We start from the raw sequence: 21069 nt of genomic DNA on the forward strand, positions 1-21069 counted from the left end.
GCCGATTTCCACAGGGCTCTGTGGGCATGGCGGCGCTAACGAAAATCCCGGCTACGCACGCTGATGCCGTCGAGCAAGAAACTCAGATCGCTCAAGCGACCGGCAATCAAGTGCCGCACCTCGCCTTCCCTTTCCCAGCGCCCATCGACCTTGAGCAATTGCGAGCCGACCAGCACCTGGCGCTGCCGTTCGGCCAGGTCGCGCCAGACCACCACGTTGACGTTGCCGAACTCGTCTTCGAGGGTGACGAAGGTCACGCCGCTGGCGGTACCGGGGCGTTGGCGACCGGTCACCAGCCCGGCGACGCTGACGGGCCGGCCGTGCTCGACGTCGAGCAGTTCCTTCGAACTGCGGCAACGCCGGACCTTCAACTCCGGGCGCAACAGCGCCAACGGATGCGGGCCGAGGGTGGTGCCGACGGTCGCGTAATCGGCTTGCAGGTCTTCGCCGACGGTGGGTTTGGGCAGCGACACTTCGGGCTCTTCCTGACGCGGCAACCCGACGAACAACCCCAGCTGTTTCTGTACCCCCGCGACTTCCCAGCGCGCACGATGGCGGTCGCCGGCCAGACCACGCAAGGCCCCGGCATCGGCCAGTTGTTCCTGGGCACGGGCGTCGAGTTGCGCCCGCTCGCCAAGGTCGGCGATGTCGACAAACGCACCCCGTGCCCGTGCGGCCTCGATGCGCTGGGCATCGTCCTCGCGAAAGCCCTTGATCATCCGCAGCCCCATGCGAATCGCCGGCTGCGCCCCGCTGATCGGTTCCAGGCTGCAATCCCAGTCGCTGGCGCGCACATCCACCGGGCGAATCTGCAAATGATGCCGACGGGCGTCTTGCAGAATCTGGTCCGGGCTGTAGAAACCCATGGGCCAGCTGTTGATCAGCGCACAGGCGAAGGCTGCCGGTTCATGGCATTTGAGCCAGCAACTGGCGTAGGTCAGCAAAGCGAAACTGGCGGCGTGGGATTCGGGGAAGCCGTAGCTGCCAAAGCCTTTGATCTGTTCGAAGATTTGCGCGGCGAACTCTGGTGTGTAGCCCTTTTTTTTCATTCCGGCAGCCAAGCGATCCTTATGCGGTTCAAGCCCGCCATGGCGATTCCAGGCCGCCATGGAACGGCGCAATTGATCGGCTTCGCCAGGGCTGTAACTGGCGGCAACAATGGCGATCTGCATCACTTGTTCCTGAAACAGCGGCACCCCGAGCGTGCGCTTCAACACCTCCCTCAGCTCTTCGGAGGGATAGCTTTCGAGTTCTTCCTTGTTTCGGCGCCGCAGATAGGGATGCACCATGCCGCCCTGAATAGGGCCGGGACGGACGATGGCCACCTCAATCACCAGGTCATAAAACTTGCGGGGCTTGAGCCGGGGCAGCATCGACATCTGCGCCCGGGATTCGATCTGGAACACGCCGATGGTGTCAGCCTGGCAAATCATGTCGTAGGTTTGCGAGTCTTCGGAGGGCACGGTCGCCAGGCTCAAGTCCAGATTGCGATGACGGCGAAGCAAATCGAAACAACGGCGAATCGCGCTGAGCATGCCCAAAGCCAGGATATCCACTTTGAGCAGCCCTACCGCATCGAGGTCGTCCTTGTCCCATTGAATGATGGTGCGATCAGCCATTGCCGCGTTTTCCACCGGCACCAGGGTATCCAGCGATTGCTCGGAAATCACGAAGCCGCCGGGGTGCTGAGACAGATGCCGGGGAAAACCGATCAGTTGTTGCGTCAAACTCAACACCCGTTTCAGCACCGGGCTCTCAGGATCGAAACCACTTTCAATCAGGCGCTCGACCGGTGGCGTGTTATCACTCCAGTGACCACAGCAATCGGCCAGGGCGTTGACCTGATCCGGCGGCAGGCCCAAGACCTTGGCCACATCGCGCACCGCACCGGCAGCGTGGTAAGTGCTGACCACGGCGGTCAGCGCGGCGCGGGTGCGACCGTAGCGCTGGAACACGTACTGCAAGACCTCTTCACGGCGTTCGTGTTCGAAGTCCACGTCGATGTCTGGAGGTTCGTTGCGCTCCTTGGACAGAAAGCGCTCAAACAGCATGTTCATTCGCGCCGGGTCGATCTCGGTAATGCCCAAGGCGAAACACACCGCCGAGTTGGCCGCCGAGCCTCGCCCCTGACATAGAATTTTCTGGCGTCGGGCGAAAGCGACGATGTCCTGAACGGTAAGGAAATAGCTTTCATAACCCAGCTCGGCAATCAGCGCCAACTCCTTATCGATCAGCCCGCGCACCTTCTCGCTGGCACCTTCAGGCCAACGCTCGCGGACGCCACGTTCGGTCAACTCACTCAGCCAGGACGCGGCGCTGTGCCCTTGCGGCACCAACTCCCGAGGATATTGATAACGCAGCTGCCCCAGATCGAAGGTGCAGCGCCGGGCGATAACCAGCGTTTCATCGAGCAAGTCTCGCGGATAGATTTCCCCCACAACATCCAGGCAACGCAAATGCCGCTCGCCATTGGGATGCAAACGCAGCCCCGCCGCCGCCACCGGCAGGTGATGGCGGATCGCGGTCATGGTGTCCTGCAAGGCACGTCGGCCACGGGCGTGCATGTGCACATCGCCGCTGGCCACTGCCGGGATTTGCAGTTCCGTGGCCAGTGTCAGCAATGCGTTTAAGCGCCGTGTATCGTCCTGCCCTCGATGCAACTGGACCGCCAGCCACAGGCGCTCGGCAAAGGCCTGTTTCAGCCAGTGGCCGCTTTGAAAATCATCCACCGCATCCGGCACCCACAACGCCAGCAACCCTGGCAACGGTTCGCTGAAGTCCTCCCGCAATACTTGATACTGACCTTTCTGCGTGCGCCGCCGAGCACGAGTGATCAGCCGACACAGCGCCTGATAACCCTCAAGGTTTTCCACCAACAGCACCAGTTTCGGCCCGTCCTCAATGCGGATTTCGCTGCCAATGATCAGCGGAAGCTCCACCGACTTCGCCGCCTGCCAGGCCCGGACAATCCCGGCCAACGTACATTCATCAGTGATTGCCAGGGCCTGATAACCCTGGTGTTTCGCCCGTTGAAACAACTCCAGCGCGCTGGAAGCCCCGCGCTGGAAACTGAAGTTCGACAGGCAATGCAGCTCGGCATATTCGACGCTCATGCGAACCAGCCTTGCAGCCACAACGGACCGTCTTCACCCACCGCCCGATAGGCCCAGCCCTGTTGGCCGGATCGGGTCTGGATCAGGTAGTAATCCCGGCGCACATCGGCGCCGTCCCACCAGCCGGACTCGATGCGTTCCGGCCCCATGAGGATCCGCGCCGAACCTTCGTGCACTGCCTGCGGTTCGGTCAGCAGCCAGCCCGGCCGTTGCACTCCCGGCAATCCGCCGCAGAACTGGCTGTCGACACTGGTTTGCCAGGCGCATTCGGGGCGGTGATCGGCCTGGAAACGCAAGCCCTGCACCGCCTCGTCGCCCAGCCGGGCGCGTAGGCGTTCGCGCAGTTGCTCCCAGGGCAAGGACTGCTGCGGGCGGTCGTCGAACAGTTCCTGGCGCTGGGGCACAAAGCTCGGCAGGTCTTCGGCGCGCAGGCGAAAACCGCGCACCGGGGCCTCGACCTGCACCTGTTCCAGCCGCCCTCGGGCCAGTTCGAAGAGCATCGCCGGATCGCGCTCGGCGCTGAGCAGCCCGACCTTGATCACGCTGTCCGGCAACCCGGCGTGTTCCAGGTGCAGGTCGAAACGCTGCACGCCACTGTCCCGGCCGCAGAGAAACGCCGACAGATCGCCAGTCAATCGGCGCAATGGAAACAGCAACGCCTGATGGGATTGCACGTCGAAGTTGAGTTCGATGCGCACATCGAAGCGGTCCGGCGGCAGGTAGAACGCCAGCGCCAGGTGGCGCAAACCGAGCAAGGCGTCCAGATGCTTGAGTACCTGGGCCTCGAAACGCCGGGCCAGGGTATGCCGGGGCAGCGCCTGCACCTGGCTCAAGGTGCGCAGGCCCATGCGCGTCAACGCCGTGGACACCGAAGGTTCGAGGGCGATCCGGTCGATGGGCAACTGCCCCAGGTGATAGTGCAAAGCCTGATCGTCCGGCACCACCAGACCGTCATAAACATTGGCCAGCACCCGCGCCGCCACCGGGTTGGGCGCGGCGACGATCCGGTGACGAAAACCCAGCGCGGTGAGTTCGCTGCGCAACCGCGCTTCGAACTGCGGCCAGGCGCCGAACAGGCCCAGGCTCGATTCGATCTCAAACACCACCGCGCGCGGGTAATGCACGCTGACCTGGGAACTGAAGCCATAGGCCCAGGCCGCGAGAAACTGCTGCCAGTGCTCGATTTCGGCGGCGTCGTATTCAGCCGTGACAAAACCTTTGCTCAAGGCCTGGGCCGCCGTCATGGACTGGCCGGGGCGCAAGCCGAGGGCCCGGGCCGCGCCGTTGACCGCTTGCAACACCCGGCGCTGGGCCGGGCCGGTCAGCAGCGCCAACGGCTCGTCGGGATCGGGACGCTGACGCAGTACCGCGTCCAGCGCCAATTGTGGGAACAGAATGCACACCCAGCGCATGGCAACCTCAATGTCCCATGGCAAAGGCAATCGGCGCCGTACGGGCCAGTCCGCCGCGACACTTCAAGACTCGCAATTGCGCAGGCTTGGCATCGATGGCAATGCGCAGGGCCGCCGGCGAAGGGTTGACCGCCTCGGCCAGCGAGCGATAGGCAAACGCCAGGGTCGAGCCGGTTTCCGCCGCCACCTGCAAACGCCGCAGCGCCCGGTCATCGGCCTTGTGCGGCCAACACAGCACCGCGCCGCAACTGCCCGAACGCAGGCACTGTTCCGCCGCCCACAAGGCATCGCGTTCGCTGGCCTGGATGATCGACAACTGGCGCAGATCGACCCCGGCGTTCTGCCACGCCTGGGGATACGGCACGTACGGAGGCGCGATCAGTACGATGCGCTCGCCCGCCGCCGACAGCCGCGCCAGGGCTGGCCACACCAGTTGCAACTCGCCGACGCCCTGCCCGGCGAGGAGGATTTCGGTCAGCGCCGCTTCCGGCCAGCCACCGCTGGGCAACGCCGCATCCAGCGCCGCATGCCCGGTGGGTTGCGGGCTGACGGCCGGAGGCGCAGGTCGGCCCTTCCAGACCTGGCCGCCATTGAACAGCGTATCCAACGCAACGACGGCGCCCATCACCCTTGCCTCACCAGACCGCAGAACACGCCTTCGATCGCCAGGTCCTGATCGGCTTCGACGATGATCGGTTTATAGGCCGGGTTGCGCGGCAACAACCGCACGCTGTCGCCGACCCGCTCGAAACGCTTGATGGTGACTTCGCCGTCGAGCCGCGCTACCACGATCTGGCCGTTGAGCGCCTCGGGATTGCGGTGGACGCCCACCAGGTCGCCGTCGAGAATGCCGTCCTCGATCATCGAATCGCCCTGGACCCGCAGCATGTAGTCCGGCACTCGGGAGAAAATCGACGGGTCGAACAGCAAACGGTTATGCACCTCGGCATCGGCACCAATCGGCGCCCCCGCCGCGACCCGACCGAGTACCGGAATGTCCAGCAACTCGGGCCGCGCCGGTTGCCCGAGCAAGCGAATGCCCCGGGCCTGATGCGGGTTGACCTCGATAAAACCGGCGTCGGTCAACGCCAGCACATGCTTGCGCGCCACGCTACGGGAGGCGAAACCAAACGCCTCGCTGATTTCAGCGAGGCTCGGGGACTGACCGTGCTCCGCGATTCGATCACGGATAAACGTCAGGATGGCGGTACGGCGGGGAGTGAGAGTCGTCATGGAGTACATTTGTACTCTTTTGGCATTTTCCTGGCAACAACCGCTAATCCGGTAAGCGCTGTGTAGGAGCTGTGTAGGAGCTGACGAGCAGCGCGAGGCTGCGATCTTTTGATCTTAAAAAATCAAAGTCAAAAGATCGCAGCCTCGTTTCACTCGTCAGCTCCTACAAGGAATCCGGGTCAGGCCGAAAGATCGCAGTCACTGGCAAGTCGTTGTAGCAGCTGTCGAGCAGCGCGAGGCTGCGTTCGGCGGCGGAGCCGTCGTGAAATCAGCCACCGCGGTGTTTTAGGTAGACCGCGAGCGCAGGGTTTGCGACGGCTTCGCCGCCGGACGCTGCCTCGCGCTGCTCGACAGCTGCTACAAGGAAACCATGTCAGTCATCACCCAATCCACGGGCCGTCAGAAACTCTGCGATGTAATCGATAAACGCCACCACCTTGGCCGTCGCCCGCCGATGGCTCGGGTACACCGCCAGGATGTGCGCACCGAAGCTGTCCGGGTCGATGTCGTAGTCGGCCATCAGCCGTACCAGTCGCCCGTCGGCGATGTATGGCGCAGCGCTCCACAACGGCGTGTGCAGCAAGCCGCGACCGGACAAGGCATTTGCCAGCAGCAAGTCGTAATTGTCGCTGCGCAGCCGTGGTGACTGCGGTTGCGGCAGGCTCAGGCGCTGGCCGTCGCGCTCGGCCCACCAGAATTCGCGGCTGAGCAACGGATGGCGATACAACAGCCATTCGTGTTCATCGAGGTTTTGCGGCGTCACCGGCACGCCCTTGCGCGCCAGATAGGCCGGGCTGCCACACAACGCCAGGCGATTGCTGCCGACCACCCGGGCAATCAGCCCCGGCAAGTCGTCATGACCTTCGCGCAAGGCCAGGTCGTAGCCGCTTTCCAGCAGATTGACGAACTCGTCGCACAGGTCCACTTGCAGGTTGATCTGCGGGTATTGCTCCAGAAAACCACCGCACACCTGATCCAGAAACGCCTGCCCGTACGCCAGTGGCGCGGTGATTTTCAGGCTGCCGCGCAGGCCATGCTGCATCTGCTCGACCTCCTCGCCCGCCTCCTCCAGCCGCTGCAACACCTGGCGCGCAGTTTCCAGATAAAGCCGCCCGACTTCCGTCAGCAAAATCCGCCGGGTGCTGCGTTCGAACAGCCGTGCGCCGAGCTCGGCTTCCAGGTGATTCACCGCTTTGGTCAGGGCCGACGGGGTCTTGCCCAGTTGCTCGGCGGCGCGGCTGAAACTGCCCAGTTGCGCGGTAACCACGAACATTTTCAACGCACCCAACTTGTCCATGCTTTTTCCATTCCGGCAAAAACGTTTTTCGTGAGGCAGGCGTTCTGCTGAGCGCGCGCAGCCACTAATCTGGCCATCAGACGCAATAACAAGGAAACATTCAATGAAAAGATTCATCCCGAATCTATTGATGGCCGCGATCAGTTTTGCCTCGATGGAAGCCATGGCGGCCACCGATCTGGTGCTACTCAATGGCAAGATTTTCACCGCCGACCGCGCCCAACCGAAGGTGCAGGCCCTGGCGGTAGAAAACGGCAAGGTGCTGAAAGTCGGCACCGTTGCGCAAATCAAAACTTTGATCGACGCCAACACCAAAGTGATCGACCTCGGCGGCAAAACCCTGATGCCCGGCCTGATCGACAGCCATTCCCACGCGATTTTCGGCGGTCTGGAAATGGTCTCGGCGAATATGGAAGACGAGGTGGTCAGCCTCGACGAACTGGAAAAACGCCTGCGCGGCTGGCGTGACGACGGCAAGGCCAAACATGGCGATGTGCTGAGCGTGGCCGGCATGAGTTCGGCGTATTGGGCGCAGGCCGAAGCCTTCGGCAAGAAATTCAACAGTGGCGAATGGGCCCAGGTGCCCGTGGTGTTCACCGGCAGCGACCACCACACCGCGTGGGCCAACGACGTGATGCTGCAACGCGCCGGCATCGATGCTGCGCTGCTGAAAAACCTGCCCGACGCGGAGAAAGACACAATCGGCAAACGCGCCGATGGCACGCCGAATGGTTTTCTGGTGGATGCTGGTTGGGACCGGGTCGCCTCGAAAATGCCGGTGCCGAGCGCCGCTGACATGCTCAAAGCCGCGCAATCCGCCGTGCGTTACAACAACAGCCTCGGCATCACCGCGTGGATGGACCCCGCTGCCAACGCTGCGCCGGGAGAGCCAGTGTTCGCCCTCAAGCCCACGGAGAAAACCGTCGGCGTGTTGCCAGCCTATAAAGCCCTGTCCGAGAGCGGCGGCATGACCGCGCACGTCGCCGCGCTGCTGGTGGCCAACCCGAAAAGCGTGCCGGCCGATCTCGATGTGCTGGACAAGGTGCGCCAGCAATTCCAGGGCATTCCCAACCTGACGCTGCCGGGGATCAAGATCTTCGCCGACGGCGTGATCGAATACCCGGCCCAGAGCGCGGCGATGATTGATCCGTACAGCAACTCGCACAAACAGGGTGAGTTGCTGATCGATCCGAAGCATTTCGGCGAACTGGTCAGCGCCATCGATCAGCGCGGCTGGCTGGTGCACATCCACGCCATCGGCGACCGCGCGGTACGCGAATCCCTGAACGGTATCGAGCAGGCGCGCAAGGATCGCCAAAGCGGTGTTACCCACTCGATCACGCACCTGCAAATGGTCAATCCGAAGGAGTTTGCGCGGTTCAAACCGCTGAACGTGATCGCTTCGATGCAACTGCTGTGGGCGACTGCTGACGATTACACGTTGGACATGATCAAGCCCTACGTCAGCGCCCTCGCCTTCCGTTATCAATACCCGGCGCACTCGTTGCTCAAACAAGGCGCGACCATTGCCGGCGCCAGCGACTGGCCGGTGTCTTCGCCGAATCCCTTCAATGCCATGGCCCAGGCCATCACCCGCGTCGGCCCGCTGGGCGTGCTGAATGGCGATGAACGTCTGGACCGGGAAACGATGTTCTACGCCTACACCCTCAACGCCGCCCGGACTATCGGGTTGGAGAAGCAGATCGGTTCGCTGACGGCTGGCAAACAAGCCGATTTCATCGTGCTGGATCGCGATGTGTTCACGGTCGATAACAAAGCCCTTCACGACACCCGAGTGCTGCAAACCTGGTTCGCCGGCCGCGAAGTCTACGCACCCACCTTATAAGAAAACCTATTGTTGCCCGCCCCTGCGCCTGTCGCCGGGGTCTGGCGCAGCCTTGCCCGCTATCTGCCCAAAACAATCAAAACAAAGGCACTGACCCATGAAAGCTTTCACCCTGTTCGCCCTCGGATCCTTGAGCGTGCTGCCCCTGAGCAGCCAGGCCATCCCCTTGAATGACGACTTCAACGTGCTGGTGGATTTGACTCTGGCGAGTGATTACCGCACTCGTGGTATCTCGCAAACTCAGAACGATCCCGCTGTGCAGGCTGGTGTCACGCTGGCCCATAGCAGCGGTTTGTATGCCGGGGCATGGAGTTCGAACGTCGATTTCGGCGGAGGTTTGAAAACCCGTCAGGAAATCGACTACTACGCCGGTTGGCTGTGGCAGGCGACCGATGCCGTGAGCCTGGACCTCGGCTACCTGAAATACGCCTACCCCAAGGAAGGCCAGTTCAATCAGAGCGAGACTTACGGGATTCTCAGCCTGTATGGCGTGAAACTCGCGGCCTATTACTCGGCGGATGCGCCGGGGATCGACAGCAAGCAGAGTTCGCTCTACACCTACGTCGGTTACGAAACCGAATTGCCTTATGGGCTGGGCTTGAAACTGCGCTACGGCGAAATGGATTTCAAGGACCCGCACCTGTACTCGTCCAACGGCCACGCGGAGGACGCCTACCACGAATGGGAAGTGAAACTGAGCCACGAACTGGCCGGGGTGATGGTTGGGTTGAGCTACATCGACACTGACCTTTCGCAAAGCCAATGCGAGAGCAATTGGGGCTTCAAGGACGTGTGCACCGCGACGGTAGTGGCCAGCCTCAGCAAATCGTTCTGACCACCGCAGATCCAACCCCCATTGTGGGAGCGAGCCTGCTCGCGAAGAGGCCAGCACATTCAACATCTCTGTTGACTGAACCACCGCATTCGCGAGCAAGCTCGCTCCCACATTTGATCTCGAGTGACCACAGCTTATGTGCACTCCATAAATTTCCTGTGGGAGCGAGCTTGCTCGCGAAGAGGCCAGCACATTCAACATCTCTGTTGACTGAACCACCGCATTCGCGAGCAGGCTCGCTCCCACATTGGATCTCGAGTGGCCACAGCTTATGTGCACTCCATAAATTTCCTGTGGGAGCGAGCCTGCTCGCGATGGCGTCCTGTCAGTCATTACTGGTGGGTCTGAACCACCGCATTCGCGAGCAAGCTCGCTCCCACATTTGATCTCGAGTGGCCACAGCTTATGTGCACTCCATAAATTTCCTGTGGGAGTGGGCTTGCTCGCGAAGGGGCCTGCACATTCAATATCTCTGTTGACTGAACCACCGCATTCGCGAGCAAGCCCGCTCCCACAGTTTTTGATCGGTGTTTGTTACAGGATGTTTACGGAATTTTTACCAATGTTCTTCTACAGTTACGCGCGTCATCCCGTATTTGAGTAGAGGAATGTTTGAAATGGCTTTGGGCAAAGGACTGCGTTTACCGTCCATCACACCGACCCGCCTGGTGCTGCTGTTTTCCCTGGCACTGGTGGCGTTGTACAACCTGGCAACGTGGAAGGCGCTGGATACGCTGATCACCCTGCAAGGTGCGCACAAACTGGGTTTCTTCATCTCCTTCGGCCTGTTTTTGTGGGCCGCCATCACGCTGCTTTTGACCCTGGTTTCGTTTCGCTGGACGCTGAAACCGGCGCTGACCCTCGTCGCCCTGCTCTCGTCCTGCGCCGCGTATTTCATGAACGAGTACGGGATCACCATCGACACGGTGATGATCCAGAACGTGTTCGAAACCAATCCCGCCGAAGCCACTGCGCTGTTCAACGGCAAGTTGCTGGCTTACGTGTTGCTGCTCGGCGTGCTGCCGACGGTGCTGGTCTGGCGCTGGCCGGTGAGTTATCGACCGTTCTTTCGAGGCCTGCTGAACAAGATCCTGGTGATCGTCGTTTGCGTGCTGGTGATCGGCGCTTCGGTGGGCACGTTCTACTCGACCTACGCACCGATCTTTCGCGAAGAAGACAAGCTCACCCACTTCATCAACCCGACCAACTACATCTATGCGATCAGCAAATACGCCAAGCAGCGGCTGGGGATAAAAAAGCATTTCGTGGTGCAAGCCATCGGTGAAGACGCGGTGATGAGCGCCAAGGCCGCCAGCCGCGAGAAGAAATCACTCATGGTGTTCGTGGTCGGCGAAACCGCCCGGGCCGACCATTTCTCGCTCAATGGCTATGAGCGCGAGACCAATCCCGAGTTGAGCCAGCTGGATATCCTCAACTTCACGAACGTGCACTCCTGCGGCACGTCCACGGCGGTGTCGGTGCCGTGCATGTTCTCGATGTTCCCCCGCGAGGACTACAGCGACAAGAAAGGCAAAACCTACGAAGGCTTGCTGGATATCCTGCAACGGGCCGGCGTGCAGGTGCTGTGGCTGGACAACAACAGCGACTGCAAAGGCACTTGCCTGCGGGTGCCGCACCGGGACATCGCGAAGAACCAGCCGGGACCGTTCTGCGACGGCAACAACTGCCTCGATGAAGCACTTCTGGCGGATCTGCAAGGCTACATCGACAGCCTCAAGGGCAACGCGATCATCGTCCTGCACGCCGACGGCAGCCATGGCCCGGAATACTACGAGCGCTACCCGAAAGAACTCGAGCGCTTCAAACCGATCTGCCACACCAATCAACTGGGCAGTTGCAGCCGCGAAGAACTGCTCAACGTGTACGACAACACGATCCTCTACACCGACCACTTCCTCGCCAAAGTGATCGAGTTGCTCAAGCGCAATCAGAACACCCTCGACACCTCGATGCTCTACGTGTCCGACCATGGCGAATCCCTGGGCGAAAACGGCTTGTATCTGCACGCCGCGCCGTATGCATTGGCTCCGGAAGCGCAAACCCATGTGCCGATGGTTATGTGGTTCGGCACCAACACCCTGGCCCAGTTGGGGATCGACCGTGGCTGCCTGCAAGGCAAGAGCGCCCAGCCGGACCTGAGCCATGACAACCTGTTCCACTCGGTGCTCGGCTTGTTCGAAGTCCAGACCTCGTTGTATCAGCCGGGACTGGACATCTTCCAAGACTGCCGACCGCCGATGACGGCCGGCAAATAACCCTGTAGGAGCGAGGCTTGCCCGCGAAGGCGGTGTGTCAGGTACGCCGCCTTCGCGAGCAGGCTCACTCCCACATTTAGTCCCGGGTGGCCATAAATCCTGCGCCCGACGCAAATCCCCTGTGGGAGCGGGCTTGCTCGCGAAGAGGCAATCACATTCAACATCTTCATTGACTGACCCACCGCTTTCGCGAGCAAGCCCGCTCCCACAGTTGCTCCCGGGTGGCCACAAATCCTGTGCCCGAGGCAAATCCTTTGTAGGAGCGAGGCTTGCCCGCGAAGGCGGTGTGTCAGGTATGCCGCCTTCGCGGGCAAGCCTCGCTCCTACGGGGTTGGGGGTAGTCCGGAGAGGTAGGGCCAGGGGTAGATGCCACGTTCGTGGCCGTCGCTGAAGATCAGTTGCAGGCCGTAGCCTTGGCTATTCAACTCGACCACGCGAATCCGCGAATCGACCTTCACCGTCAGTCCTTGCAGCCGAAACGCCCGGCATTGCGAGCACGGGCATTGGCGGCGCAATTCGGCGTGATCGAGCAACTGCTCCCGCCCATCCGGCCAGTTCAACCGCAATTGCTGTTTGCTTTGGGAATTCCCCACCGCCAGCGGGTTCATTGCAGTTGACTCAAGGCGATGCGCACGGCTTTGCGCACTTCCGGGTCGCCGTCGTCTTGCGCGGCCTGCAACGCGGCGATGGCTTGGCGATCGTTCAATTCACCAAGGGCCAGGGCCGCTTCCTTACGCAGGTTGCTGATGCGATGACCGAGGGTTTCGATCAGTGCTTCAAGCGCCGGGGCATAGCGCAGGCGGCCGAGGCTGCGGGTGGCGCGCAGGCGCACTTGCCAATAATCGTCGCCTAGGGCTTCGATCAGCGCCGGGCCGGCATCGGTGTGACCGACCTTGCCCAGCGTGGTGGCGGCTTCTTCGCGCACTTGCCAAGCCTGATCCTGCAAAGCCTGACGCAGCGCCGGCAACACTTGAATATCGGACGCCAAACCAAGGGCGCCAGTGGCGGCGCGGCGCACTTCGGTGTCCGGGTCATCGCTGGCCAATCGGGCTAACGCAGGCAACGCATCGAGCTGCTTGAGCCAGCCGAGTACACCAACGGCTTCGCGGCGCACGCTGGCGTCTTCATCCTTCAGCGCGATCAACGCAGCGGCGGCGGCATCGGGGAAACGCAATTCGCGCAAGGCCCTGAACGCCGCGACCCGCACACTGATATCGGCATGCCCGGTCCACGGCAAAATCACCCGGCCCGCCGCTTCGCTTTTCAGCAGGCTCAAACTTTGTGCGGCCGCAGCCTGCACGGCCGGCGATGGATCGGTCAGCGCCTGGCACAACGCCTCGACCACCGGCTCATCCTCCCAGGCTTCCAGTAGCCGAGCAGCTTCGGCGCGGACTTCTTCGGTCGGGTCGTCAGCCAGCCGATCGACCAGCCACAGCAAACCTTCCGGTTCTTCGAGGTCGGCCAGTTCGATCAGGGCAATGCGTCGCACGCCCGGATCGTCATCGGTCAGGCGCGGTTGCAGGGCAAGAATGTCGTCGTTATCGGTTGTTTCGAATAGTGAGGTCATAGGGCAAATCGCGGCAGTTTGTTTTCTGGGGGAAGTCCGAGGGGGTTCAGGCGTGGTAATTGCCGACCGTCCTCGTGACGCAGCAACTCGAGGCAGTGACGCTTCAAGCGTGAAAATTCGTGACTGGTGACCAGTTCGGTGGTGCGCGGTCGAGGGAAATCCAGGCGCAGGTCTTCGATGATTCGACCGGGCCGCGAGCTCATCACCAACAGGCGATCGGCGAGGAACAGCGCTTCGTCGATGTCATGGGTGACGAACACTACTGTGGTGCGAATCCGCGTCCAGATGTCCAGCAGCAGTTCCTGCATGTTCAGCCGGGTCAGTGCGTCGAGGGCGCCGAAGGGTTCGTCCATCAACAACAGGCGTGGACGATTGATCAGCACCCGGGCGATTTCCACTCGTTGTTGCATGCCACCGGAGAGCTGATCCGGCCAGCGCTCGGCGAAGCCTTCCAGCCCCACCAGCGCGAGGATTTCATCGGCGGCTTTGTGGCGTTCGGTCTTGCCGATGCCGCGCATTTTCAGGCCGAAGGCCACGTTGTCGCGCACCGTGCGCCAAGGGAACAGCGTGTGATGCTGGAACACCATGCCGCGTTGCGGTGACGGGCCGGAGATCGGCGCGCCATCGACATTCAACGTGCCGATACGTGGTTGCAAATGCCCAGCCAAGGCCCCGAGCAAGGTGGATTTGCCGCAGCCGGACGGCCCGAGAATGCACACGAACTGCCCCGGCTCGATCTGACAATCCAGCCCCTGCACCGCTTCAAACGCGGCACTGCCCTCGCCCAGGCTGATGGACAACCCGCGAATATCGATGTGCCCTTCCGGGTGTTGAAAAACGCTCATCAGGCTTTTCCTCGTGGTCGATGCCAAGGCGTGAACAGCCCGCCAAGGCGTTTGATCAGCAGGCTGCTGCCCATCCCGAGCACTCCGATCAGCAACATGCCGACGACGATGTCGGCGTAGTTCTGGATGGTGTAGGACTCCCAGGTGTAATAGCCGATGCCGTACTGGCCGGAGATCATTTCGGCGGTGACCAGGCAGAACCACGAGGTGCCCATGCCGATGGCGAGGCCGGTGATGATGCTCGGCGCGGCGCCGGGCAGGATCACCTCCAGCAAGATGGCGCGACGCCCTGCGCCGAGGCTTCGGGCGGAGGCGATCAGGCGTGGGTCGACGCCTTCGACGCCGTGGATGGTGTTGAGCAGGATCGGGAACAACGCGCCGGTGAAGGTGATGAAGACCATCGACAGTTCAGACGATGGGAACATCAGGATGGCCAGGGGAATCCAGGCGACTGCGGGGATCGGTCGCAAGACTTCCAGTGGTGGCAGCAGCAAGTCTTCCGCCCATTTCGAGCGGCCGATGGCCAGGCCCAACGCGATGCCGATGACCAGCGCTGCGAGGTAACCGGCGAAGACCCGGCTGAGGCTGCTGCTCAGGTGCTGGCCGAGCTTGCCGGAGTCGCCGAGGCCCAGTGCGGCCTGGATCACCGCCAGTGGGGTCGGGACGTTGGCGAAGGTCACCAGGCCGAGGTTCCAGTGACCGCTTGCAGCGAATTGCCAGAACAGCAGGCAGAGCAGCAGTGAGGCGGCTCGGGGGAGCCAGCGTAAATAGGATCTGGGCATACATAACTTCCAATTGGCGAACACATCACCCTGTAGGAGCTGCCGAAGGCTGCGATCTTTTGATTTTGTCTTTAAAGGCAAGGTCAAAAGATCGCAGCCTCGTTTCACTCGACAGCTCCTACAGGGTTCGGTGTTTTGGTACTTATCGGGTAGCGACCGCTTGGGTGGTTGCATCGGTGAAGTCGAAGACTTTGCCACCCTGCGCCGTAGCAAATTGCTGGGCCTGGCCTTTCAGCAGAAACGCGCTGAGTCGCCCTTTCGCATCGCTGGCAAACCACGCCTGATCCGCCAGCAACTTGATCCCGCTGTCACTCGCCTGGGCATACACCGCGCGGATGTTTTTGCCTTCCGCCTTCAACCCGGCCAACGCGGTGAACGCCGCTTCCGCCGAGGCGTACTGGCGGACTTTCGGTTCGCCGCGCACCCAGATCTCCGCTACATGGCTGACATCGGTGATGGCTTTGCCGCTGACCGCATCCACAGCCTTGAGCGGTGTCTGCGCGTAGTCAGCCAGTTGCGCGGTGTAATCCAGGTTCGAGGCTTTGAATGCGGCGCGGATGTATTGGTCGTCGATGAAGGTATTGAGGTCGAGGCCACGGTCAGCCTTCTTCAACAATTTCAGCGTATCGATGGCGGTGCCGACCGCCTGGCGGTATTCCGGTTTCCAGCTCAGGTCGCGGGTTTGCACGCCCAACGGGCCGTGGAACAGGTAGTTCACCTCGGCATCGACCCCGGTGACTTTGGCGATCAGCTCGCTGTATTTCTCCGGTTCCGCCGCCAGCAACTGATTCGCCTCGATGCTCGCACGCAGGTAAGCCACGACGATTTCCGGGTACTTCTTGGCGTAAGCCTGATCCACCAGCGCACCATGGAAGGTCGGCGCGTTGGCCTGGGCGCCGTCGTAAATCTTGCGCGCGAAACCACGGCTCGGGAACAGCTCGGCGAACGGCACGAAGTCGGCATGCGCGTCGATCTTCCCGGCCTGCAACGCCGAGCCGGCGACTTCCGGTGGTTGGGCGATGATGTTCACGTCTTTCAGCGGATCCCAGCCTTGAGCGGCCACCGCACGCAGCAACATGCCGTGAGCGGTGGAAGCGAACGGCACGGAAATAGTCTTGCCCTTGAGCTCTGCCAACGACTGCACGCTGGACGCGCTCGGCACCACGATGCCGTTGCCGCTGCCCTTGGTGCTGCCCGACAGCACGCTGATAAACAGGCTGTGCTTACCGGCGGTTTCGAACGCCACGCCGTTGAACGCACCGGGGAAATCGGCCATGGCACCGAAGTCGAGTTTGCCGGCGACCATCTCGTTGGTCAGGGGCGCGCCGCTGGTGAAGTTTTTCCACACCACGTCATATTTGGCGTCTTTGTATTGGCCGTCGTGGGGCAGGTATTTGTCCAGCAGGCCGAGCTCACGGATCAATAGCCCGCCGGCGGCGCAGTTGATGGTGGTGTCCTGGGTGCCGATGGCGATGCGGATGGTTTCGGCCGAGGCCGACAAGGTGAATGACGCCAGTACCAGACCGGCCAGTGTTGCGCGCAAGAACATGGTGAATCCCCTCGAATCATTTATTGGATATTCGTCTCCGCCACGATCAGGGCGTGGTGGGAAACGAGGGGTGTTTTGAATCAGGCGTCCGGTGGTTGCCGGATGGCTTTTTTGTTGTCTGGGCCGGCCTCTTCGCGAGCAGGCTCGCTCCCACAGGTTGCCGGGTGTACACAACATTTGCGGCTGGCCTCGATCCACTGTGGGAGCGGGCTTGCTCGCGAAGGCGTCCTTTCAGTCAATGGAGATGCAAGCTGTGCCGGCCTCTTCGCGAGCAAGCCCGCTCCCACAGGGGGATTGCATTTCAACGGAGCAGATACGGGATTTCGACTTTCACCGCCCCTGTCGGGCAGTCCTTTTCGCACGGCATGCAGTACCAGCATTCGTCGAACGCCATATAGGCCTTTTGTGTGGCCGGGTTGATTGCCAGCAGGTCCATCGGGCAGACGTCGACGCACACGGTGCAGCCCTTGTGGGCGATGCAAAGGTCCTCGTCCACCGTGACCGGTGCGTTGGAACGAAAGAAGATTTCCTGGGGTTGATAGGCCATTTCACGGTTCTCTCTTTTTTAATACTCAGGCTGCAAACGCGCCGACCCGCAGCCGGTCGTAGGCCTGCATTTCTTCGGCATCGAGCGGGATGATGTAAGGCTCGACGGCTTTCTTGAAACTGGTCATCTGGCCGTCGTCGCCCTTCTTCAGGTGGCAATGGCAGAACCAGTCGCTGTCGTTGCGTTGCGGGTGGTCAACCCGATAGTGGTAAAGCCCCCAGCGACTTTCGGCGCGGAACAATGAAGCGCGGGCGGCCATTTCGGCGCAGTCGCGGATCATGCTGACTTCCATGGCGCGCATCAGTTCGTGAGGGTTGTGAGCCTTGATCTGATCGAGATCGCGCTGGATATCGCTGAAGCGCTGCAAGCCGATTTGCATCTTCTTGGTCACTTTCGGCGGTTGCAGGTAGTCGTTCACGAAACGCCGCAGCTTGTATTCGACCTGGGCTGGCGGCAGACCGTGTTCGCGATCCAGTGGTGCGTAGACTCGAGCTTTTTCGATTTCGACTTGCTGGGCATTCACCGCCGAAAACTCGCGCCCGGCGACAAAATCCGCCGCGTTGGTGCCGGCAAACCAGCCGTAAGTGAACGCGCCGAGCATGTAGTTGTGCGGCACTGCGGCCATATCTCCGGCCGAGTACAAGCCCTTCACTGAAGTCTCGGCCCGCTCGTTGACCCACACCCCCGACGCAGAATGCCCGCTGCAAAAACCGATCTCGGAGATGTGCATTTCGACCATCTGCGTGCGGTAATTCGTGCCGCGATTAGCGTGGAACTGGCCGCGACTCGGGCGTTCGTTGCTGTGCAGGATCTCTTCGATGTTCTGGATGGTTTCCTCGGCCAGGTGATCAAGCTTGAGGAACACCGGGCCGTTGCCGCTTTCGAGTTCCTGGTGGAACTCCCACATCATCTGGCCGCTCCAGTAGTCGCACTCGATAAAGCGCTCGCCCTTGTTGTTGGCGGTGTAGCCACCCAAAGGACCGGTCACATAGGCGCAGGCCGGGCCGTTGTAATCCTTGATCAGCGGGTTGATCTGGAAGCATTCGAGGTTCGCCAGTTCGGCCCCGGCGTGATACGCCATCGCGTAACCGTCGCCTGCGTTGGTCGGGTTTTCGTAAGTGCCCATCAGGTAACCCGAGGACGGCAGACCCAGGCGTCCGGCGGCGCCACAAGCGAGGATCACCGCTTTGGCCTTGATCACATGGAAGTCGGCGGTGCGGCAGTCGAAGCCCATCAGGCCGTTGACCGCGCCCTCTTCGTCCGTCAGCAAGCGTGTGCAAACAACGCGATTGGTGATGCTGACTCGCGCACGTTTCAACTGGCGGTACAGGACTTTCTTGATGTCATGCCCTTCCGGCATCGGCAGCACGTAGGCTCCCATGTGGTGGACCTTTTTCACCGCGTAGTCGCCGGTTTCATCCTTCTCGAACTTCACGCCCCAGCGGTCGAGTTGCTCGATGGTTTCAAAACTGTGCGTGGCATAGGCGTACACCGCCGCCTGATTGACGATGCCGTCATTGGCGATGGTGATTTCCTTGGTGTATTGCTCCGGCGTCGAGTGGCCGGGAATGATCGCGTTGTTCAGGCCGTCCATGCCCATGCTGATCGCGCCGCTGCGCTTGACGTTAGCCTTGTCGATCAGCAACACGCGCAAATCGCGGTTGCGTTCCTTGGCCTTGATCGCCGCCATCGGGCCAGCGGTGCCGCCGCCGATCACGACGATGTCGTATTCCTGTTCCAACGTGCTTCTGGTTATTGAGCTGTGGGTCATGCCTGCGCCCCTTTTTGCCGGTCGATCCGCAAGCGGTACTGGAAGGCATCGCCGCGGTAGTAAAGGTGTTCGAAGTCCACGGGAACGCCGGCGGCATCGTGGGTCAGCCGCTCGATGCGCATGATCGGCGAGCCGGCTTCAACGTTCAGCGCCTGAGTCAGGTCGCTGTCAGCCAGCACCGCGTCGATGGCCAGGTCGGCGTGGCCGAGGGCCAGACCACAGTCGTTTTCCAGGATCAGGAAGATGTCGCGGGTCACCAGGTCGGCCTTCTCCAGCCGCTCGCCGATGGCTTTGGGTAGGTAGGTGATTTCCAGGGAGATTGGCTCGCGGTTGATCAACCGGACGCGTTTGATCTGCGCCACGGTTTCGCCTTCGGCGACTTGCAAACGCTCGGCGACCAGTTTGTCGGCGGCGATGAATTTGAAGCTGCGCAGGCGGTTGATCACCTCGTAACCACGACCGGTCATGGACTCAGCCAGGCCTTGCAGGGTGCTGACGTTCTGGAAGGTTTTCGGCTTGGCAACGAAGGTGCCCTTGCCGTGGATCTTGAAGATCAGCCCTTCTTTTTGCAGATCGCCCAACGCCTGGCGCACGGTGATGCGGCTGACTTTGAACAGCGCACCGAGTTCGCTTTCGGATGGCATCTGGCTGTCTTGCGGGTATTCGCCGTCGAGGATCCGCGCACGCAACACGTCGCGGAGCTGGGTGTGCAGGGGAACGCTGCTGAGGGATAGAACGTTATCGGTCATCTGAGATCACTTGTTATAACGAGTTATGACGTGATCTTAGAGAGGTGATGCGGGGGTTGAGAAATATTGTTTAAGCATAAGGTTAGATTCGCAGCACAAACACGATCCCATCTGTAGCAGCTGTCGAGCAGCGCGAGGCTGCGTCCGGCGGCGAAGCCGTCGTAAAACCAGACAACGCGGTGTATCAGGCAGACCGGGTACGCAGGGTTTGCGACGGCTTCGCCGCCGAACGCAGCCTCGCGCTGCTCGACAGCTGCTACGGATAAGGGGCGTCAGCGCTTGAGGATCTGGTCCATCACCCAATCGGTCTTGACCGCTTCCCCGGACAGCGCCGGATGCTGTGATTCACCCCGGATATGCGCATTCATCCCCAGCACATGGTGCCACTGGATGTGTTCGTGATGATCGATATCCAGGCTGAGGGTTTCTTCGGCTTCCAGCATCACCGGATGCTCATCGAACACCGAAAAGCTGATCCGCCCTTTACTGCCAATCACCTCGACCCGGTCCTCGCGCCGGTCGGCCACGAAGTTCCAGCAGCCCATGCCCGTGGCGCCCGAAGCAAACCTCCAACTGGCGGTGACGGCATCTTCGGCGGCGTATAACCCGGCTTGTCGCGCGGTGAACCCGGCGACTTCGACGACGTCGCCCAGCAGGTATTGGAACAAGTCGAAACCATGGCTGGCCAGGTCGGCAAAGTAGCCGCCGCCAGCAATCGTTGGATCAGTGCGCCAGTTATCTGTACCACCCAGATCGGCCGGTGAAGGCGCCTTGGTCAGGGTCCAGGTCAGGTGCCGCACATCGCCGATGCGCCCGTCCGCCAGCCATTGGCGCACTTGCTGGAAGCGCGGCAGCGAACGTCGGTAGTAGGAAACAAACAGGTGCAAACCGGCATCGGCGAAGACTTTTTGCATCTCTCGGCTTTGCCCGGCATTCAGCGACATCGGTTTTTCGACGCAGCAGTGTTTACCGGCCGCAGCCACCAACAAGGCGTAAGCGTGGTGACTGTCGGGTGGCGTGGCGATGTACACCGCGTCCACCTCGGGGTCGTTGATCAGCGCTTCGGCGTCGGTGTAGAACCGGGCGATGCCGTGGCGCGCGGCGTAATCGCTCACCGCTTCCAGCCGTCGCCCCATCACCGCCACCAGCGCCGAGCCCGGCGCCTTGTAGAAGGCCGGCCCGCTCTTGCGCTCAGCGACGCTGCCGCAACCGATCATGCCCCAACGCACCACGTTCATACTCACTCC

Annotated in this window: 17 protein-coding genes; 3 read left to right on the forward strand and 14 right to left on the reverse strand. The window is 61.4% G+C overall.

The annotated features are described in order from the left end of the window. Positions 1-35: 35 nt before the first annotated feature. The 5 genes from NK667_RS13295 to NK667_RS13315 form a co-directional block, all read right to left on the reverse strand. Complete coding sequence (locus NK667_RS13295) at positions 36-3134, reverse strand: error-prone DNA polymerase (protein ID WP_201783192.1); 3099 nt, start codon at positions 3132-3134, stop codon at positions 36-38. Beyond that, positions 3110-4525 carry a Y-family DNA polymerase gene (locus NK667_RS13300; protein ID WP_054055084.1) on the reverse strand — a complete coding sequence of 472 codons (1416 nt, stop codon included), beginning with the start codon at positions 4523-4525 and terminating at the stop codon, positions 3110-3112. The genes NK667_RS13295 and NK667_RS13300 overlap by 25 nt, the downstream gene beginning before the upstream one ends. A 7-nt stretch (positions 4526-4532) precedes the next feature. Further along, entirely contained in the window at positions 4533-5150 is a 618-nt protein-coding gene (imuA, locus tag NK667_RS13305) for a translesion DNA synthesis-associated protein ImuA (RefSeq protein WP_054055082.1), read from the reverse strand. Continuing rightward, positions 5150-5767, reverse strand: coding sequence for a transcriptional repressor LexA (gene lexA, locus NK667_RS13310; protein WP_054055080.1), 618 nt, complete (start codon positions 5765-5767; stop codon positions 5150-5152). The genes imuA and lexA overlap by 1 nt, the downstream gene beginning before the upstream one ends. Positions 5768-6131: 364 nt before the next feature. Further along, positions 6132-7055 carry a LysR family transcriptional regulator gene (locus tag NK667_RS13315; RefSeq protein ID WP_054615042.1) on the reverse strand — a complete coding sequence of 308 codons (924 nt, stop codon included), beginning with the start codon at positions 7053-7055 and terminating at the stop codon, positions 6132-6134. 103 nt (positions 7056-7158) lie between these two features. Here NK667_RS13315 and NK667_RS13320 point away from each other — a divergent pair, with 103 nt between their 5' ends. The 3 genes from NK667_RS13320 (at position 7159) to NK667_RS13330 (ending at position 12012) form a co-directional block, all read left to right on the forward strand. Then, positions 7159-8901 carry an amidohydrolase gene (locus NK667_RS13320; RefSeq protein ID WP_054615043.1) on the forward strand — a complete coding sequence of 581 codons (1743 nt, stop codon included), beginning with the start codon at positions 7159-7161 and terminating at the stop codon, positions 8899-8901. A 97-nt stretch (positions 8902-8998) separates the two neighbouring features. Next, positions 8999-9736 (forward strand): TorF family putative porin, encoded by a 738-nt coding sequence (locus NK667_RS13325; RefSeq protein ID WP_054615044.1) that lies wholly within the window; start codon positions 8999-9001, stop codon positions 9734-9736. A gap of 617 nt (positions 9737-10353) precedes the next feature. Next, entirely contained in the window at positions 10354-12012 is a 1659-nt protein-coding gene (locus NK667_RS13330; protein WP_054616262.1) for a phosphoethanolamine transferase, read from the forward strand. A 323-nt stretch (positions 12013-12335) separates the two neighbouring features. On the opposite strand, the gene NK667_RS13335 is transcribed toward NK667_RS13330, so the two are convergent. From NK667_RS13335 to NK667_RS13375, 9 genes are all read right to left on the reverse strand, one after another. Then, a complete protein-coding gene (locus tag NK667_RS13335; RefSeq protein WP_054047648.1) occupies positions 12336-12620 on the reverse strand; it encodes a DUF971 domain-containing protein in 285 nt (94 codons plus the stop codon). Then, positions 12617-13579 (reverse strand): HEAT repeat domain-containing protein, encoded by a 963-nt coding sequence (locus NK667_RS13340; protein WP_054615045.1) that lies wholly within the window; start codon positions 13577-13579, stop codon positions 12617-12619. Before NK667_RS13340 ends, NK667_RS13335 begins: the two co-directional genes overlap by 4 nt. Then, on the reverse strand, positions 13576-14424 hold the full coding sequence (locus NK667_RS13345; protein ID WP_054047644.1) for an ABC transporter ATP-binding protein: 849 nt from the start codon (positions 14422-14424) through the stop codon (positions 13576-13578). Before NK667_RS13345 ends, NK667_RS13340 begins: the two co-directional genes overlap by 4 nt. Further along, positions 14424-15206, reverse strand: a complete 783-nt coding sequence (locus tag NK667_RS13350; RefSeq protein WP_054615046.1) for an ABC transporter permease — start codon at positions 15204-15206, stop codon at positions 14424-14426. Before NK667_RS13350 ends, NK667_RS13345 begins: the two co-directional genes overlap by 1 nt. A gap of 142 nt (positions 15207-15348) precedes the next feature. Next, complete coding sequence (locus NK667_RS13355; RefSeq protein ID WP_054615047.1) at positions 15349-16755, reverse strand: ABC transporter substrate-binding protein; 1407 nt, start codon at positions 16753-16755, stop codon at positions 15349-15351. A gap of 301 nt (positions 16756-17056) precedes the next feature. Beyond that, a complete protein-coding gene (locus tag NK667_RS13360) occupies positions 17057-17302 on the reverse strand; it encodes a 4Fe-4S dicluster domain-containing protein (RefSeq protein WP_007946457.1) in 246 nt (81 codons plus the stop codon). A 25-nt stretch (positions 17303-17327) separates the two neighbouring features. Then, entirely contained in the window at positions 17328-19073 is a 1746-nt protein-coding gene (locus NK667_RS13365; protein WP_161807665.1) for a fumarate reductase/succinate dehydrogenase flavoprotein subunit, read from the reverse strand. Further along, positions 19070-19822, reverse strand: a complete 753-nt coding sequence (locus tag NK667_RS13370) for a GntR family transcriptional regulator (protein WP_054047638.1) — start codon at positions 19820-19822, stop codon at positions 19070-19072. The genes NK667_RS13365 and NK667_RS13370 overlap by 4 nt, the downstream gene beginning before the upstream one ends. Positions 19823-20094: 272 nt before the next feature. After that, positions 20095-21060: a Gfo/Idh/MocA family protein gene (locus NK667_RS13375; RefSeq protein ID WP_054615048.1), complete on the reverse strand. Its 966-nt coding sequence runs from the start codon at positions 21058-21060 to the stop codon at positions 20095-20097. Positions 21061-21069: the final 9 nt, after the last annotated feature.

This window comes from Pseudomonas nunensis, from assembly GCF_024296925.1.
Taxonomy (GTDB): domain Bacteria; phylum Pseudomonadota; class Gammaproteobacteria; order Pseudomonadales; family Pseudomonadaceae; genus Aquipseudomonas; species Aquipseudomonas nunensis.